Raw genomic sequence first — 16,938 nt, 5'->3', positions numbered from 1 at the left:
TTTTTTTGCGTCGCGCTTATTTCTCGACGAACGCACGCTCGATCAGGTAGTCGCCCGGCTCACGCATACGCGGGGAAACCTTCAAACCGAAGCTGTTGAGCACTTCGCTGGTTTCATCCAGCATGCTTGGGCTGCCGCACAGCATGGCGCGGTCGTCTTCAGGATTGATCGGCGGCAGCCCGATATCGCTGAACAGCTTGCCGCTGCGCATCAGGTCGGTCAGGCGGCCCTCGTTTTCGAACGGCTCGCGGGTCACGGTCGGGTAGTAGATCAACTTGTCACGCAGGGCCTCGCCGAAGAACTCGTTCTGCGGCAGGTGCTCGGTGATGAATTCGCGGTAGGCGACTTCGTTGACGTAACGCACGCCGTGGCACAGGATCACTTTTTCGAAACGCTCGTAGGTTTCCGGGTCCTGGATCACGCTCATGAACGGCGCCAGGCCAGTGCCGGTGCTGAGCAGGTACAGGTGTTTGCCCGGCTTCAAATCGTCAAGCACCAGGGTGCCCGTCGGTTTTTTGCTGATGATGATCTCGTCGCCTTCCTTCAAGTGCTGCAATTGGGAAGTCAGCGGGCCATCAGGCACCTTGATGCTGAAGAACTCCAGATGCTCTTCCCAGTTCGGGCTGGCAATCGAGTAAGCGCGCATGAGCGGGCGGCCGTTGGGCTGTTGCAGGCCGATCATCACGAACTGACCGTTCTCGAAGCGCAGGCCCGGATCGCGGGTGCACTTGAAGCTGAACAGAGTGTCGTTCCAGTGATGAACACTGAGGACACGCTCGTGGTTCATGTTGCTCATGTACGGGGGACTCCTGGAAATGGGTCTGCGCCAAATGATGGATGCGCAATTGCACAGCATTCTAATGGCGGCGACAATATCTGTTAACTGGATTATTAAGATAAGGGTTATCGGTTATATCGATATGCGATTTACTCTACGTCAACTGCAAGTCTTCGTCGCCGTCGCCCAGCAGGAAAGCGTCTCGCGCGCTGCTGGCCTTCTGGCCTTATCTCAATCCGCCGCCAGCACGTCGATTACCGAACTGGAGCGTCAATCCAGCTGCCAATTGTTCGACCGCGCGGGCAAACGCCTGAGCCTCAACGCCCTCGGTCACCAGCTATTGCCCCAGGCGGTGGCACTGCTGGACCAGGCCAAGGAGATCGAGGACCTGCTCAACGGCAAGTCGGGCTTCGGCTCCCTGGCGGTCGGGGCCACGCTGACCATCGGCAACTACCTGGCCACGCTGCTGATCGGCAGCTTCATGCAGCAGCATCCCGAGAGCCAGGTGAAGCTGCATGTGCAGAACACTGCGCATATCGTGCATCAGGTGGCGCACTACGAAATTGATCTGGGTCTAATCGAAGGCGACTGCAGCCACCCGGACATCGAGGTGCAAACCTGGGTGGAAGATGAACTGGTGGTGTTCTGCGCCCCCCAGCATCACTTGGCCAAGCGCGGCCAGGCGACCATGGAAGAGCTGACCCATGAAGCCTGGATCCTGCGGGAACAAGGCTCTGGAACACGCCTGACCTTTGACCAGGCCATGCGGCATCACCGCAGCGCGCTGAATATCCGCCTGGAGCTGGAACACACCGAGGCAATCAAACGCGCGGTGGAATCAGGCTTGGGGATTGGCTGCATTTCCCGGCTGGCGCTGCGCGACGCCTTCCGGCGTGGCAGCCTGGTACCGGTGGAAACCCCGGACCTGGACCTGGCCCGGCAGTTCTACTTCATCTGGCACAAGCAGAAGTACCAGACCTCGGCGATGCGCGAATTCCTCGAGCTGTGCCGGTCGTTCACCGCCGGGGTGCAGCGCAGCGACGAGATCGTACTGCCGACCATTGCCTAGATCAGGATCACGGCCCACACCAGGGTAATCATGGTCAGCGCTACGAACTGCGCGGCGCTGCCCATGTCCTTGGCATTTTTCGACAAGGGGTGCAGGTCCAGGGAAATCCGGTCGATCGCCGCTTCGACGGCGGAGTTGAGCAACTCGACGATCAACGCCAGCAGGCACACGGCGATCAGCAGCGCCCGCTCTACCCGGCTGACGTTAAGGAAGAAACTCAGCGGGATCAGGATGACATTGAGCAACACCAGCTGACGAAACGCCGCCTCGCCGGTGAAAGCCGCACGCAGGCCATCCAGGGAATATCCGCCTGCGTTGAAGATACGTTTGATACCGGTTTGACCCTTGAAAGGCGACATAGAGTAGGCAACTGAGCAAAAAGGTGTGGGGAAACTAGAGTAAGCAAAGTCAAAAAAACGTGAATGAACAGCGTCTTAATGCTGCGAAATTGACTCAAGTTGTTGCAAGAGCAGCGCCGCCTGGGTTCGCGTACGTACGCCGAGCTTGCGGAAGATCGCCGTGACGTGAGCCTTGATGGTCGCTTCCGACACGCTCAGCTCGTAGGCAATCTGTTTGTTCAATAGACCTTCGCAGACCATGGTCAATACGCGGAACTGCTGGGGCGTGAGGCTGGCCAGGCCATCACGCGCGGCCTTGGCTTCGTCGGAGACGTTGATCTCTTCAAAGGCCTGCGGCGGCCAGGAGACATCGCCATCCAGCACCGTGCGCACGGCTTTCTGGATGTCTTCCATGGAGCTGGACTTGGGAATGAAACCACTGGCACCGAACTCCTTGGAGCGCACCACCACCGACGCCTCTTCCTGGGCCGATACCATCACCACCGGTATCTGCGGGTATTGCCCACGCAGCAGCACCAGCCCGGAAAAACCGTAGGCACCCGGCATGTTCAGGTCCAGCAGGACCAGGTCCCAGTCGGACTTTTCGGTAAGGCGGGTTTCCAGCTCGGCAATGCTGGCGACTTCGACGAGGCGTACATCCGGCCCCAGGCCCAACGTGACCGCCTGGTGCAGCGCACTGCGAAACAGCGGGTGGTCATCGGCAATCAGGATTTCGTATGTGGCCATTTATTAAATGATCCTGTTTTTTAGGGCGGCACTGATGGGTTCAGTGCTCGCCAACGCGCAAGGTGGCTGCCAGGCCAGCAGTCACCAAAGGGCGCGCTCAACGTCAAAAAGCGACGTATCCAATCTGTGACAGCGCCCCAATCGGCGCCAAGCATGCCCAGCGTAGCCTGGGTGGTCAAGCGCTACGCCCGTGGCTATTTTAGCGGGCTGCGCGTTTGCGCGGCCATCATGCAAAGGTCGGCTGGCCATGACACCTATAGATAAGGTGCAAGGCGAGTATGGACGACATCGGCCGGGTCCAGCGCCAGTTGAAACTTGGCGGCCAGGTAGTGAGTGCTGAATACGTCCAGATAGGCATCCAGGACTTCACTGGCTGCGGCATCTTCAGCCAGCTCCAGGCACAGCGCGGCGACTTCGGCGGTGCAGAAGTGGTCATCACGCTTGGAGCGACGCAGCTTGTAGCGCGACAGTTGCTCGGGCGCCAGGCTCAGCACCGGCAAGTGCTCCAGGTACGGGCTCTTGCGGAACATCTTGCGCGCCTCGCTCCAGGTGCCGTCCAGCAAAATGAACAGCGGGCGCTTGCCCTCCTCCAGCTTGACCTGATGGACCACCCGCTCCGGGGCCACGAATTCGCCGGGAAAGACGATGTATGGCTGCCATTGCGGGTCGGCCAGCAAGGTCAGCAACTCCGGCTCAACCTCAGTGCGCGACCAGGGGAACGCGGTCGTGTCGTTGATCACATCGGCAATCAGCCAGCCGGTGTTGCTGGGTTTCATCGGCTCTACGTCGTGCATCAGCAGGCACATGCCGGATCTGGCCTGGACCTTGGGCCGCCAGGCGCACAGGCAGTACTCGGGAATCACCCGGCAGCCGGGGCAGCGTTCGGCCCGCGAGCCTCGCGCTACAAACGGTTTTACGGCACGGGCCAGGCGCTGCGTGCGCAAACGGGAGACGGCATGGCTCATCGGGTGCGCCGCAGGGAAGTGGAAATCGACACGGATAGAACTCGGAAGGCAAAAGTTACCGCAGTTTACCAGAGCCGCCCCCGGCCACCTGCACTTCCCGGCAATAGGCTGGCCCTAGGGGCAAGCGGTCACCTATAATCCCGCGCCACTGAACGCACAGCGCAGTGGCTGGTCTATGCACCAGTAACCGAATCAGGAGAGTTTCATGCTGCGTCTTATGCCACGCCTTGTAGTTCCGTCCGTCGCCCTCGCGCTGGTGTTGCCTCTGGGTGCCCAAGCGGCCTCGTTGCTGGAGGCTCAACTGAACAGGAAGCTGCAAAGCGTCGCAGAGGAAACCAACAAAGAACTGCCACGGGAAATTGACGAAAAGACCCTGGAAGTTGCCTACACCGTTGAAGGCTTGCAGCTGATTGACCATCTGAGCGTACTGCCCGACCGCGCCGAGCAAATGCGCGCCAACCCCAAGGCTGTGTACTTCCAACTCGGCCAAAGTGTGTGCCTGAACAAGGGTTACCGCGAGCTGATGGCCAAGGGCGCGATCATGCGCTATGAAATCACCGAGAACAAAACCAACCGCCCGGTAGCCTCGGTGAAGTTCCAGGAAGCAGATTGCCCGGCACCGGCTGCCGCGAAGAAGAAAAAGTAAGCGATAACTCCTGTCGCGCGCCGCTGACCAGCGGCGCGCAATATACCCCTCTGCACTCTCCGCCATTGCCCGCTCGCGGCAGCGTCTAAACTCCCTCAGAAGTGATCAATAAGCGGTTGCCAGCCAAGACTTTATAGGCTCATGATCAATTCATCCGGAACGCCTGGAACATCGGGTTATCACACCGTCCTGTAACATTTTCAGGGCAAAAGAGGGTTGCCCTCCTGAGCGTGCAATGCAAAGGTTTTTAATCATAAGGAATATACAGAACCGGTTTCGCCCACCTCGTTAATCAGAGGCAACGACACATGCAGTGTCGTGGTCCCGACGAATCTCTCGCCGGCACCCAGGGTTCTGTGAAGAAGGAGAAGTTGAATGCCTTACGAACCGAATGAACTCCTGATCCGTCAATTTGAAGAAAACGGCACCGACCTCACGCAGCAGGTCGACGCGCAACTCCACTTGATTGCGCCCAACAGCCCAAATATCCCCCTTTATCGCGACATGATCTTCACCGTGTTGCGCATGGCCCAGGACGACCGCAGCCGCTGGAATGCCAAGATAACCTTGCAGGCGATCCGGGAACTGGACCACGCCTTCCGCGTGCTCGAACAGTTCAAGGGGCGGCGCAAAGTCACGGTGTTCGGCTCGGCGCGCACGCCGGTGGAAAGCCCGCTGTACGCACTGGCCCGGGAAGTGGGCGCGGTCCTGGCCCGTTCGGATCTGATGGTGATCACCGGCGGTGGCGGCGGCATCATGGCGGCGGCCCACGAGGGTGCCGGCCTGGAGCACAGCCTGGGGTTCAACATCACCCTGCCCTTTGAACAGCACGCCAACCCGACCATCGATGGCACCGAGAACCTGCTGTCCTTCCACTTCTTCTTTACCCGCAAGCTGTTCTTCGTCAAGGAAGCCGACGCCTTGATCCTGTGCCCGGGCGGTTTCGGTACCCTGGATGAAGCGCTGGAGGTGCTGACCCTGATCCAGACCGGCAAAAGCCCGCTGGTACCGGTGGTACTGCTGGATGCACCAGGCGGTAGCTTCTGGCAAGGCGCACTGGACTTTATCCGCAGCCAGCTTGAGGCCAATCGCTACATCCTGCCCACCGACCTCAAGCTGGTCCGCCTGGTGTACAGCGCCGAAGAGGCGGTGGACGAAATCAACCAGTTCTACGCCAACTTCCACTCCACCCGCTGGCTGAAGCGCCAGTTTGTGATTCGCATGAATCATCCGTTGAGTGACCGCGCACTGGCCCACCTGCAGGAGGCGTTCGCCAGCCTTCGCCTCAGTGGCGACTTCCAACAAATCGCGTACACCGGCGAAGAGCATGACGAGCCAAGCTTCAGCCATCTGACGCGGCTGGTGTTCAACTTCAACGGGCGTGATCAGGGACGGTTGCGGGAATTGGTGGATTACATCAACTTGCCGGAAAACTGGGCCCAGGCTCAGGGAAAAACGCAGCAGCGGGTGACGGAGACGGCGTGACCTGACACTGAAACGAAAAAAGCCCGCTATTTTCATAGTGGGCCTTTTGGATTGTGCCAGTAGAACGATGCGCAGGTTGGGGCTGCTGCGCAGCCCAGCGGGAGCAAGCTCCCTCGCCACACCAAGCCCCGTAGTGATCAGAGCAACCATTTACCAGGCGCAGCCTTCAGTCATCCATATCCCGACCGCTCAACAAGCGACTGATCATCTCCATCGAAAACCCGCGATAACTCAGGAAGCGACCTTGCTTAGCCCGCTCACGCGCATCAATGGGCAGATGACCGGCAAACTTGCGCCGCCAGGTTTCTTCCAGTTGTGCCTGCCAACTGATGCCGCACTCACGCAACGCGAGTTCGATATCAGCCCGCTGCAGGCCACGCTGGCTCAGCTCTTCACGAATTCGTGCAGGGCCATAGCCGGATCGGGCTCGGTAGGAGACGAAACTTTCGAGGTAACGGGACTCCGACAGCAGCCCTTCTTCCGTCAAACGGTCAAGGGCTGCGTCGATCATCTCGGGATCTGCGCCACGCTGACGCAGCTTACGCGTCAGCTCGACTCGACCATGCTCGCGCCGTGCGAGCAGGTCCATTGCAGTGCGCCTTACGGCGACGGGTGTATCCAGGACAACGCTCATCGTTTGCTTCAGATGTCAGTGTCGACTTCTTCTACTTCTTCAACCGGCTCGCGGTTGGCGGCAGCCTTGACGTCAGGTGCCGGGGTCAGCAACTTGTCGCGGATCTGCTTCTCGAGCGTAGCGGCAACATCCGGGTTATCCGCAAGGAACTTGGCCGAGTTGGCCTTGCCCTGGCCGATCTTGCTGCCGTTGTAGGCATACCAGGCACCGGATTTCTCGACGAAACCGTGCAGCACGCCCAGGTCGATCATCTCGCCGTTCAGGTAGATACCCTTGCCGTAGAGAATCTGGAACTCGGCCTGACGGAACGGCGGGGCCACCTTGTTCTTCACGACTTTAACGCGGGTTTCGCTACCGACAACCTCGTCACCTTCCTTCACCGCGCCGGTACGACGGATGTCCAGACGGACCGAAGCGTAGAACTTCAGCGCGTTACCACCGGTGGTGGTTTCCGGGCTGCCGAACATCACGCCGATCTTCATCCGGATCTGGTTGATGAAGATCACCAGGCAGTTGGCGTTCTTGATATTACCGGTAATTTTACGCAGGGCCTGGGACATCAAGCGGGCTTGAAGGCCCACGTGCATGTCGCCCATTTCGCCTTCGATTTCAGCCTTGGGTACCAGGGCTGCCACGGAGTCGACCACGATCACGTCGATGGCGTTGGAGCGCACCAGCATGTCGGTGATTTCCAGCGCTTGCTCACCGGTGTCCGGTTGCGAAACCAGCAGGTCGTCAACGTTGACGCCCAGCTTGCCGGCGTATTCAGGATCCAGGGCGTGCTCGGCATCGACGAACGCACAGGTGGCGCCCATTTTTTGTGCCTGGGCAATCACCGACAGGGTCAGGGTGGTTTTACCGGAAGATTCAGGACCGTAGATCTCAACGATACGGCCTTTTGGCAGGCCGCCAATGCCGAGCGCGATGTCCAGACCCAGAGAGCCAGTGGAGATAGCCGGGATCGCCTGACGGTCGTGATCGCCCATACGCATTACGGCACCCTTGCCGAATTGACGTTCGATCTGACCCAGGGCCGCAGCCAAGGCTTTCTTCTTGTTGTCGTCCATTAAAGTCCTCACGTAATCAATAAGGCCTGGCGGCCAACACCTGTATAAGTAGACAGTATTGTTCCACAAAGATCCGTGATCGCCTACCCCTGATTTTCTATTTCTGCTGCAGCTCGTCGCAACAAGCCCTCTAGCGCGGCCTTTACCGTTTGTCGGCGGACCTCGTCGCGGTTGCCGGGGAAGTGTTCGAGTTCGGCGGTAACCTCATCGCCCACGCCCCAGGCCAGCCATACGGTGCCCACCGGCTTGTCCGGCGAACCGCCATCGGGCCCGGCCACGCCGCTGACTGCCACGGCAAAACGCGCCAGGCTTTTCTCCTGGGCGCCCCGCACCATCGCCTCCACCACTTCGCGACTGACGGCACCGACCTTGGGGAACAGGGCCTCCGGCACATTCAGCTGCCGGGTCTTCTGGCGATTGGAATACGTGACATAGCCCGCCTCGAACCAGGCCGAACTCCCGGGAATCCGCGTGATTGCCTCGGCGATACCGCCGCCGGTGCACGACTCGGCCGTCGTGACGTGGGCATTGAGAACCTGCAAGCGTCGGCCAAGTTCAGCGGCGAGTTGAGTAATTTCCTTCACGGTCATCTCCTGGAGTGGACGGGCATTCGCCTACCCTACAGGAGCCCATGGGCCATGCAAGTTACAAGAGACTAACGCGCGACGGCCCGGACATACGCCTGGCAGGCGCGCAAGGCGATCATTGCGTTGTCGCCGTCGTCGGTGATGCCGATAATTCGTTGAGCATGCGCCGGGTCAAGTCGGGCTCGCGGGGCGCCATGAACCAGGCTGCCGGGGGTGGCGGTGGCTGGCATTGGGCAGCCGCTGGCTGAGTCGCTGGCGTCGAGAAGGACTGACAACCGCACATCAGCAGTGGCCAGGCGATCCCGCAGGTGAGCCTGAGCGCGTTGTGCATCGGAAAGCTCCCGGGTGTGTTGTTGGTCGCTGGCGCTGAGTTGTTGCTCCAGTGCCAGCCGTTTGTCCTGTTCGGCCTGTTGTTGCTGGCTGAGTGCTGCGGCATGCAGAGCCTGCAGGTGCTCGAGTTGTGCGCCATATCGCCAAGCCTGTACCTGCCAGGCAACACCCGCCGAAACTGCGAACAACAGGCAAAACCCAAGCAGGCGACACGACGTCAGGAAGCCCATGACACCGCCTTCGCCCGCGCCCACAGTTGCATACGGTTCTCCAGACCGTTGAGGCCACCATTGATGCGCCGGGTGATGGTGGTGAACTGGTCCTGGTCAGCCAGCTCGTTCAAGCCATTGCGCTGCCAGAACCACGCGGCAGATTCGCACGCCCATTGCGGCGTCTCCAGCAACTCCGGTTGGTGCAACAAACGCTCATCGCCGAACAGTGCCTGACTGCACGCCAGGTAGTTGCGCCGGCCGGTGATCTGGATCAGGCCGCGGCCGCGATACTTCTGGCCATCGCCATCAGCTTCCGGGGAGTTGCCCAGGCGGGCGGCCAGGGTGCCGGTGTCGTACTTACTCAGGTATTGATCGCTGCCCAGTTCACGTACGTAGCGCAGTTCGCCTGATTCGTGGCCGATTTGGGCGAGGAAGGCGGCGATGCGTTTGGGTGTGGTGATTTGGTGACGTGCAGTAGCCTCGTTTAAAGGAGCTAAAAAAATGCCCGCTCTAAGGCGGGCTCCAGGCATTACCTGGATAAGTTGAGGGAGTGTTATCAGCATCGTTTTTTACTCTCACACGCCCAGATATTTACTGAGCAACAGCGTCCAACCAAGGCCATCCAGCGGGCCGTTTGGCTATCGAGGGGATAGGGTAGAAGGAACCGATCGAGCACGTCATTGCGGTGACGACAATCCGTTCGCCTTGATCGTGCATCGGTAGCTTTCCTTGCGTTTGCCGACGGCCCTCAGCGTGTCGATGGACCAGCGCCCCTGCATGAAGCCGGGCCAGGTTTCATCCAGCACCAGCAGCCCTTCGGCCTGGAACGCCGGGTTGCCGGGGCATATCACATTGATCTGCAGGCCTTCACGGCTAACCCGGCGCATCTCGCCTTCGGCCGCCGTCCTGGCTTCGTCTTCGCTCTGGTAGCGCTGGGCAAGGACTTTGAACGGCGCACCGCCCACCTCCACCTCACGTTTCTTGCAGGTAGCGGCATCCCACCAGGACGCCTTGGCCCCTTCGAACTTGGCCCGGCTGGTCTCGGTAAAACTGGCGCTGATAAACGCGCGGTCGCCCGGACGGTTATCACGGGTGACCGACAGCCGCACTTCTTGCAGCGGCTTGCCCGACAGCGAGGTGATCTGGCCTTTACGGCCCAGCACATACAGCTCGTCGACAGGCTTGGCCACCGCATCAAAACGCTTGGCAAGCCGGGTCAGGAAGCTCATGTCGCTTTCGTTGGTCTGGTCGATGTGAGCGATCTTTTCAGCGTCCAGATCCGGCGCGACCCTGGGTGAGAATCCATAATGCGTGGTCAGTTGGCGGAACAGTGCGCCCAGGGTGGTTGGCCCATGGCTGGCTGTGCGGCGCTGTTTGAATTCGTCCTGGTCGAACGGCGCCGCCGTGGCCACCAGCACCAGGCGCAGGGGGAACAGGTACGGGGTGCGCTGGGTAATCTTGAAGAGCCCCTTGTCCTCCAGGCCGGTCTCCAGGTAACCGACCCGCAGGCCGATCCTCCCACCCAGGCTGGGCAATCCCTCAAGCCCTTCGATGTCGAGGGTCAGCTTGAGTTGGTCGGAGACGAAGCCTGCGGCATCGGTGTGTTCCCACTCCAGTAATCGCTCGTTGAGCAGCGCGGCATTGGTCCCGTAAATTTCCACCGCCGGTGTGAATCCAAGTGCCATGGTTCCTCCTTAATCCCAAACCGAAACCGGTTTTTTTGCGGCGGGCCGCGCGTCCAGCTCCGGTACGATTACACCGATGCCGGCCGGCAATACCGCCCCGTGTTCCGCGAGGTCCGGGTTGAGATGCCACAGTGCTTCCTCGGCAGCGTCGTCGCTGCGACCCAGTTCGCGGTAGAGCAGCAGGTTGACGGAGTCACCGGCAATACTTCGGACTCTACGCATTGACGAATTCCTCCAGTATCAACGTCCAATTGATCAGCATGGCGGTGCCGTCGTCGATCACGTTGGCTTGTTTCTCGTCCACCGATTTGATCGTCCACAGCCCCCAGTTACGGCCAATCCCGTCCACCAACGGCAGCGGTGTACGCAAGGCCTGCAAGTCGCGCAGTTCGTCGAGCCTGGCCATGCCAATGCCACGCGCCGCCTTGCCGGCAAAGGTCAATGTTTCGAGGGCCTGGCCGGTCTGGCTGGACTTGGGTTTGCCGGCAATGATGTCCAGCGCGACCCAGCCACCGCTACTGTTACGGTCGAGGGTCGCGTAGGCAAACCCGCGCGACAGCCCGAAAATAAAGCTGCCCAACACCATTTGTTGTCGCATTAAACCGCTCCATCGGTGAGTGCCGCGTCGCGTCGCGTCGCCAGCAGGTTGTCCATCGACAGCGGCGTGAACTGCGCCTCGATCTGTTGCACGACGAGCGCCGCCAGCGCCTGGTAACTGGTCTGCTCGGGTGCGGTAATGTTGATCTGCGGGGCGAAGTTGATTTGCCGGTTGTCTGTTTGAGCGTTGGGAAGGCTTTGGCTGACCTGTTCGGGTGGCGGGAGACGGTCGTCACTGCTCATGACTTTCTCGCCCAGGCTCGCCCCGACGTCGCTGCCGACGAACGTGCCGACGACGCCGCCCACCACCTTACCGATTGCACCGCCGGCAAAGCCGCCGATCACACCGCCCAACACTGTGCCGGCGCCCGGAATAATCGAACCCAGCGCCGCCCCGGCGAGCGTGCCAACGGCTCGCCCAATGGCCAGCCCTGCAACCTCGCCGGCCACACCACCCGCGACGCCACCGCCTATCGACCCCACACTGGCGCCAACGGACTCTTTCAGGGTGCCATTGCTCGCGCCCTTGATGAGATTGATACCCGCGTCTGCCACCACCAACGCCAACGAACCGCGCTTCGCGATTCGGCTGGCTCTGTTGGTTTTCGTGGGCGCATCAGGGCCTGAGTTTTTGCCTGGCGTGCGCTCGCCCTGGCGTGTGTCGCTACCTTGTGACTTCCCTTTGCTGCCGGACGGGTCGGACTTGTTGCCACCGGCATCGCGGGGCGCGTCACCCTCGCCCAGGACTTTCCCGGCGACCTTGTCGAAGACTTTGTCCACGACAGTGCCGCCGAGCTTCTTCGCCAGCGGCACCATCACCACCGCGGCCAATGTGAGGGCGGCCGTGGCTTTGGGCAGCGATTCAGCCAGCCAGCCCAAGCCATTGACCACTGAGGTCAGCACCGTCAGTGCGCCGTTTTTCAGGGGTGCAATCGCCGTATCGGAAGCTGTCTCCAGGCGGGTGGTACTGGCCTGGAAGGCTTGTTCATGAGCTTGCGTGGAGTCTGCCCGCCCGGTCGCCGAACGCATGACCGAGCCCTGGTCTCCCAGGACCGAAGTCGCGTAAGTCGACTTGTCGGCCACCGCCGAAAAGGCCTGCTTCAGCGTGTCGATTACCGGCACCAGGCTCAGAATCGAGCGGTTACCGTCGAACAACTGCGTGGCCAGTGCCGCCTGCCTTTCCTGGGGCTGCGCCTTGAGCGCCTCGAGGACCGTCAGCACTGTTTGCGGTGCGTCCTGCTTCATGCCTGCCGCAAGCACCTTCGGGTCAAGCTTGAGCTCTGCCCAGGCAGCACGCTGCCCCTCGGAGGCACCGTCACCCTTGGCCAGCGCGGCGCCGACTTTTTCCACCGCAAGCCCGGCAGACGCCCGGTTGTTACCAACCGTCAGCAACGCCGCCGAAAACGCCGCTACCTGCTCGGGGCTCATGCCCGACGTTCTCGCGGCAGTGCTCTGGCGCACAATCGAACCAATATCCACCGCATCGGCCTTGAGCGAAGCGTGGGAACCCAGCACGTTGGTGGCGTCAGCCAGATCCAGCGCCTGCGGGCGATCCAGCTTCATCGACCCACGCCAGCCGCCCATCATCTCGCCGGCCGTCTTGATATCGGTCTGAAAGGCCGCGGCGATGAGCGCGCTATCGCGGGCGAACTGCAGCAAATCAGCCTGGCGAGTTTCAAGGTCCTTGCCTACGCCGGACCGGGCCCCCACCTGCTCCACCCTTGCCAGGTCGACAGCATCTGCGCCACTTGCGGCAACCATCGGGTCGGACGCCAAGGCCAGGTTGGCTTCGCGCAGCTGTGTGCGCTCATGCCCGGCAAACCCCACCACTTCATGCAGGTCGGTCATCGCCGTTTCCAGCGCCTGCGAGGGTTTGACGGTATCGGATGAGGCGCCGCCCGTGCTATTACCCTTGCCGGTTTTCAGGGCACCCATCACATCGAGCAATGAGCCGTTGAACCTCTCCAGCGTGTCGATGAGCCGGGTCTGCCCCGTGACCAGTTGCGTCAGTTGCGCACCGACATTCGCCAGTTCCTGGCCCGGCACGGCCTTGGGTACGGTATCAAGCCAGGACGGGCCGGCAAGCATCGGCGCAATCGGCTGGATGCTGGCGCCTGCCCCGGCCGTTTCAAGCGAGCCGTAAATCGCCTCGCCGTCCCTGGCGATGAGCGACCTCAATCCAAATTTACTGTCTGCCATCCGCTCTACTCCTGTTTGACGCCAAGGCGAGTGATCGCGATGTCGTAGCGGCGCAATGCTTTTCCGGCGTCCCAGTCCAGGATTTCCGCTTCATTTACCGAGTAAATGAGCGGCACGATGTCGAGAATTACTTCGATGTCGCGCTCCGAAAGAAGTCCGCCGGTTTGTTTAAAAAATCGTCGATGCGCCCCTGCAGTTCGGTCCAGTCGGGCACGCTGAGGTCGGCGAGATCCGGGATCATCAGGCCGGTGCAGTGGGCAGTGATGAACTCGGCGCGCTCTTTGTTGGTGGCGAGTTTTTTCATCGCCTTGGTGGCACGCAGGGCGGGCATTTCCAGGATCAGGCTGGTGAGACGGCGGCCGCCGGTGTCAAGCGGCAACAGCAGCGAGACGTGCTCACTGGTCGCCGATTCGCGGGGCTGCTCGTCGGCGTCGAGGAAGTACGAGGCAGGCCGGGTCGACATGTCGTGCACGTACTGGGCGATGCTCACATAGTCCGGACGCTTGAGTTGGTCGAGTTCTTTTTCCGACAGACCGGTGGCGAGTTTGGCCAGTTCGAAGAACTGATCGTCCTCGTCATCACCGGCCCGGGCCAGCGCGTCTTTTTGCGCGGCGTAGAACAACGGCTTGAGTTGAATCTGCTCGATCAGCGCGCCGGTATCAGCGGTGATCGGCGACAGCAGGATGTGCAGCGGAGGCATCCAGGCCATGAGTCAATTCCTTGGTGAAGTATGGGAGCGGGAAAACCCGCTCCCGGGGCCTTAAGGCATCAGTACCGCGCGGCGGGCATCGCCGAGGATGTCGACGCCGTTAAGCACGAACTTCTGGGTACGCACGTCGATGTCGATCACCGGGATGCCGTTTTCCAGGCGGTTGTAGGTGCGGCAGGAGAACTCCAGGGTGATGGCGGGTTTATCGCCCATCTTCAGGGTTGTCTCGGTCAGGGTTTTCAGCTTGCCGCCGATGGTGTGGTAGGTGAAGTAAGTCTTGCCGTCCTGGTCCTGGCCGGCTTCACGCACGTTCAGCAAAATGTCATCGCCCAGGCGCACCCCCAGGGCAAGCATGATTTCCGGACCCGCGCCTTGCAGCTCCAATGTGGCGTTGAGCACTTTGGCGCTCTTGGCCATTTCTTCGGCGATGAAACGTCCGCCGGTCATCTGTTCCATGTCGAAGTCGATCTTCGGCGGTGCGAACGAGGTGACCGTCGCCGACAACGGCAGGCCTTGAAGGGTGGCCGCCATGGCCTGTCTGATTCGGTTGGTAAACATTAGAGAACGTCCTCCAGGAACTGCTCGATGATTTCATCGCGGGCGTTGAGTTGATAAATCATGTGTTCGTTCGGCGCGTAGCGGCCGTAGTCGATGACGATGAACCAGGTGCCGTTCTTGTACTTCTCGACACTGTTCAATTCCGGGTGCAGGTACACGCTGCCGCCGGGAATGGTCTCGTCGGCCACCAGGGTTTGCAGCCAGTCGTTGATGCGCTTGACCTCCTGGTCCATGAACGACTTGGTCAGGTTCTTGGCCATGGCTTTCTGGCCGGCCTTGACCAGCTTGCGGCTGATCGCATCTTCCAGGCCCACGTAGCTGATGAACTTGCCGGTGATGGAGCGGTTACCCAGCAGCGAGAAACCGCCGAGGACGGTGCGGGCGTAGTAGCTCACGCCGTAGCGGTTGAGCAGGTCGCCTTCGGTGGAGGTGTCGAGGATGTTGTACTCAACCACGCGGGACACGTCTTCGGCGAAGGTCACCTGATTGCCCGGGCTTTCCCATTGCTTGACCTTGGCCAGCGCGGCGATGGCCAGGGACGACGGCGCCAGGAACACGTTTTTCTTCGCGGCCTTGGAGTACACCGACGGCATGTTGTGCACCAGCAGGCAACGGTCGAAACCGAGATCGGCACCGCCCAGTTCGCCGCTGTAGGTCACCTGATCGGCGACGGTTGCGTCCTTGCCGTCCAGCACCACACGGGCCTTGATGCGCTTGCCGAAGGAGGCGAATTCGCCGGCCACGGCCTTGGTGCCGGTGAAGCCCGGGGCGCCGATGATGGTCAGGTCTTCGGGGACGCTGGCCAGGGCGGCGAGGCCCAGTTTGCGGCCGGTGACCGGCTCTTCACCGCCGATTACGTTATTGATGGTGTCGGCCGGGGTGGTGCCCTCGTCGACGATCACAACGTAGACCGGCACCTTGACCACTTTGAGGATCTGGTAAACGGCGTGGAACAGCGTGCCGGTTTCAGCGCCGGTAGGGTCCAGCAGCGCCTGGGTGGTGAAGCTGTTGATGCGGAACGGGGCGTTTTTCGGAATCGACGCATGGGCGTTGGGGGCAGTGCCCACCAGGCCGATGACGTTATCGCCCAGGCCACCCATGGCCTCGGGGGATTCGGTGGCGTTCACGGTGATGCCGTTGTGTTCGAAGTTCAAAACCTCAGCCATGATCAGTCAGCCTTCTTCGGGGTGGAGTTGAGGACGCTGGTCAGTTCCAGGCGGCCAGCGGTGCGCAGGGCGGATGCTTCGACGTCCAGCAGTTCCAGTTCCTCGCCGGCGGTAGACCAGTGGCCGTTGCCGGTGGGGAATGGAATGAGGACGGTGTAGGTTTGGCGGTTAAACATGAGTGGGATTCTCCGGGTGAAAAACGCCAAAGCCCCTGCGAGAGGGGCTTTGGCGGGCGAAAAAAAACCGCTTTCGCGGTGGCTATCGTTATTTAAGGAAACCAGGTTTTTCTGGCCATACAACAGTGAAAGGATCGCCTACATCTTGCGGGACATCCCGCAACAGTTTGCGGTAAGCAGCGACTTCCGCACGCTGAACTTCACTCAGAGGGCTGTCCTGGACTTGGGTATGGTCTGTTTCTCGCAAAAGTTGATCGCGACGGACGCGAATGGAGGACCATTCCAAACATTCAAGACCTTCTTTGCTGGGGATATGAGATTGAGTAGGCGAGACAAATACTTCAGCCATTTAGAAAACCACCGTTGGGGAAAGGGAAAGTTTCGACTTGATCTCACCGACTTTGATCGCGCGATAGCGACCAATCTGCATAGTGTCAATTCGCAACGATGTAACATACACATTGGGTATTTTAATTCGGCAGATCGCATTACCAGCCGTATCAGCATAGATGGCCGGCGCAAACTTCCCAAAGCAAGATTGATTTATAACTGCGCGCTGAGGCGAATAAACATACCCGGCAAATGTTTCATCCAGCACCAAAGAACTACCGTAACTATAACCGCGAATATTCAGCCAGAACATCTGATCATCGGTATTAATAGAAAACGGCAACTTGAAATGGGCGTAAACCTCCATTGAGGATCCAAGGTCCGTCGCTACCATGCCACCAGAAGCGTCAACGTTATAGGGGGCTCCCGTACCCCAAACAAGCCCTTGGAAGACACTCATCAACAACGTCCCGGGTGCGCCGGGTTCTCCAACTACATCCTTAAGTGCACGAAACTGATCAAATTCCGCACGGGCTTGATCCATTCGTTTGTCAATATCGCCAATCTTGCCATTCACGGCACTGGTCAGATTGTTGGAAGCCTGAACCAGGTTGGCTATTTGCGTTTCCGTACTCAAAATAGTAACTCCTTTACTTTGCC

22 protein-coding genes are annotated in these 16,938 nt (G+C 60.2%); 3 read left to right on the top strand and 19 right to left on the bottom strand.

Annotated elements, in window-relative coordinates:
* Positions 1–16 precede the first annotated feature (16 nt).
* The gene (gene fpr, locus HX807_RS08730) at positions 17–796 is read right to left on the bottom strand and encodes a ferredoxin-NADP reductase (RefSeq protein ID WP_003189055.1); all 780 of its coding nucleotides are present in this window, start codon (positions 794–796) and stop codon (positions 17–19) included.
* A 124-nt stretch (positions 797–920) separates the two neighbouring features.
* Here fpr and HX807_RS08725 point away from each other — a divergent pair, with 124 nt between their 5' ends.
* On the top strand, positions 921–1,847 hold the full coding sequence (locus tag HX807_RS08725; protein WP_003208633.1) for a LysR family transcriptional regulator: 927 nt from the start codon (positions 921–923) through the stop codon (positions 1,845–1,847).
* On the opposite strand, the gene HX807_RS08720 is transcribed toward HX807_RS08725, so the two are convergent.
* The 3 genes from HX807_RS08720 to HX807_RS08710 all read right to left on the bottom strand — a co-directional run bounded on the left by HX807_RS08720 (position 1,844) and on the right by HX807_RS08710 (position 3,897).
* Positions 1,844–2,206, bottom strand: a complete 363-nt coding sequence (locus HX807_RS08720; protein ID WP_003208635.1) for a diacylglycerol kinase — start codon at positions 2,204–2,206, stop codon at positions 1,844–1,846. The two genes, HX807_RS08725 and HX807_RS08720, sit on opposite strands and share 4 nt — an antisense overlap.
* A gap of 75 nt (positions 2,207–2,281) precedes the next feature.
* A complete protein-coding gene (erdR, locus tag HX807_RS08715) occupies positions 2,282–2,932 on the bottom strand; it encodes a response regulator transcription factor ErdR (protein WP_003208636.1) in 651 nt (216 codons plus the stop codon).
* 254 nt (positions 2,933–3,186) lie between these two features.
* Complete coding sequence (locus HX807_RS08710; RefSeq protein WP_177019277.1) at positions 3,187–3,897, bottom strand: tRNA-uridine aminocarboxypropyltransferase; 711 nt, start codon at positions 3,895–3,897, stop codon at positions 3,187–3,189.
* A gap of 205 nt (positions 3,898–4,102) precedes the next feature.
* Between HX807_RS08710 and HX807_RS08705 the strand changes: the two genes are divergently transcribed.
* On the top strand, positions 4,103–4,543 hold the full coding sequence (locus tag HX807_RS08705; protein ID WP_003208640.1) for a PA3611 family quorum-sensing-regulated virulence factor: 441 nt from the start codon (positions 4,103–4,105) through the stop codon (positions 4,541–4,543).
* Positions 4,544–4,918: 375 nt separating this feature from the next.
* Complete coding sequence (locus tag HX807_RS08700) at positions 4,919–6,028, top strand: TIGR00730 family Rossman fold protein (protein ID WP_003208643.1); 1,110 nt, start codon at positions 4,919–4,921, stop codon at positions 6,026–6,028.
* A gap of 166 nt (positions 6,029–6,194) precedes the next feature.
* On the opposite strand, the gene recX is transcribed toward HX807_RS08700, so the two are convergent.
* From recX to HX807_RS08625, 15 genes are all read right to left on the bottom strand, one after another.
* Positions 6,195–6,662, bottom strand: coding sequence for a recombination regulator RecX (gene recX / locus HX807_RS08695; protein ID WP_003208644.1), 468 nt, complete (start codon positions 6,660–6,662; stop codon positions 6,195–6,197).
* An 8-nt stretch (positions 6,663–6,670) separates the two neighbouring features.
* A complete protein-coding gene (recA, locus tag HX807_RS08690) occupies positions 6,671–7,729 on the bottom strand; it encodes a recombinase RecA (RefSeq protein WP_003208645.1) in 1,059 nt (352 codons plus the stop codon).
* A gap of 83 nt (positions 7,730–7,812) precedes the next feature.
* Entirely contained in the window at positions 7,813–8,313 is a 501-nt protein-coding gene (locus tag HX807_RS08685; RefSeq protein ID WP_003208648.1) for a CinA family protein, read from the bottom strand.
* A 71-nt stretch (positions 8,314–8,384) separates the two neighbouring features.
* Complete coding sequence (locus HX807_RS08680; protein WP_177049758.1) at positions 8,385–8,876, bottom strand: lysis system i-spanin subunit Rz; 492 nt, start codon at positions 8,874–8,876, stop codon at positions 8,385–8,387.
* Entirely contained in the window at positions 8,864–9,421 is a 558-nt protein-coding gene (locus HX807_RS08675) for a glycoside hydrolase family 19 protein (RefSeq protein ID WP_023659218.1), read from the bottom strand. Before HX807_RS08675 ends, HX807_RS08680 begins: the two co-directional genes overlap by 13 nt.
* Before the next feature lie 114 nt (positions 9,422–9,535).
* Positions 9,536–10,543 carry a phage late control D family protein gene (locus HX807_RS08670; protein ID WP_134327260.1) on the bottom strand — a complete coding sequence of 336 codons (1,008 nt, stop codon included), beginning with the start codon at positions 10,541–10,543 and terminating at the stop codon, positions 9,536–9,538.
* Positions 10,544–10,552: 9 nt separating this feature from the next.
* Positions 10,553–10,765, bottom strand: coding sequence for a tail protein X (locus tag HX807_RS08665; protein WP_003208655.1), 213 nt, complete (start codon positions 10,763–10,765; stop codon positions 10,553–10,555).
* Positions 10,758–11,141, bottom strand: a complete 384-nt coding sequence (locus HX807_RS08660; protein WP_003208656.1) for a phage tail protein — start codon at positions 11,139–11,141, stop codon at positions 10,758–10,760. The genes HX807_RS08665 and HX807_RS08660 overlap by 8 nt, the downstream gene beginning before the upstream one ends.
* Complete coding sequence (locus HX807_RS08655) at positions 11,141–13,339, bottom strand: phage tail tape measure protein (RefSeq protein WP_177049756.1); 2,199 nt, start codon at positions 13,337–13,339, stop codon at positions 11,141–11,143. Before HX807_RS08655 ends, HX807_RS08660 begins: the two co-directional genes overlap by 1 nt.
* Before the next feature lie 127 nt (positions 13,340–13,466).
* Complete coding sequence (locus tag HX807_RS08650; protein ID WP_003208660.1) at positions 13,467–14,048, bottom strand: phage tail assembly protein; 582 nt, start codon at positions 14,046–14,048, stop codon at positions 13,467–13,469.
* Between the two features lie 51 nt (positions 14,049–14,099).
* Complete coding sequence (locus HX807_RS08645; RefSeq protein ID WP_003208662.1) at positions 14,100–14,606, bottom strand: phage major tail tube protein; 507 nt, start codon at positions 14,604–14,606, stop codon at positions 14,100–14,102.
* Positions 14,606–15,772, bottom strand: coding sequence for a tail protein (locus HX807_RS08640; protein WP_008433540.1), 1,167 nt, complete (start codon positions 15,770–15,772; stop codon positions 14,606–14,608). The genes HX807_RS08645 and HX807_RS08640 overlap by 1 nt, the downstream gene beginning before the upstream one ends.
* Before the next feature lie 2 nt (positions 15,773–15,774).
* On the bottom strand, positions 15,775–15,948 hold the full coding sequence (locus HX807_RS08635; RefSeq protein WP_003208665.1) for a hypothetical protein: 174 nt from the start codon (positions 15,946–15,948) through the stop codon (positions 15,775–15,777).
* A gap of 88 nt (positions 15,949–16,036) precedes the next feature.
* Entirely contained in the window at positions 16,037–16,297 is a 261-nt protein-coding gene (locus tag HX807_RS08630; protein WP_102604882.1) for a tail fiber assembly protein, read from the bottom strand.
* A complete protein-coding gene (locus HX807_RS08625) occupies positions 16,298–16,915 on the bottom strand; it encodes a hypothetical protein (RefSeq protein ID WP_102604883.1) in 618 nt (205 codons plus the stop codon).
* Positions 16,916–16,938: the final 23 nt, after the last annotated feature.

The organism is Pseudomonas sp. D8002 (assembly GCF_013385695.1).
Lineage (GTDB): Bacteria > Pseudomonadota > Gammaproteobacteria > Pseudomonadales > Pseudomonadaceae > Aquipseudomonas.
The sequence above is the reverse complement of the archived record's forward strand: the minus strand, read 5'-3'. Positions and strand labels throughout refer to the sequence as shown.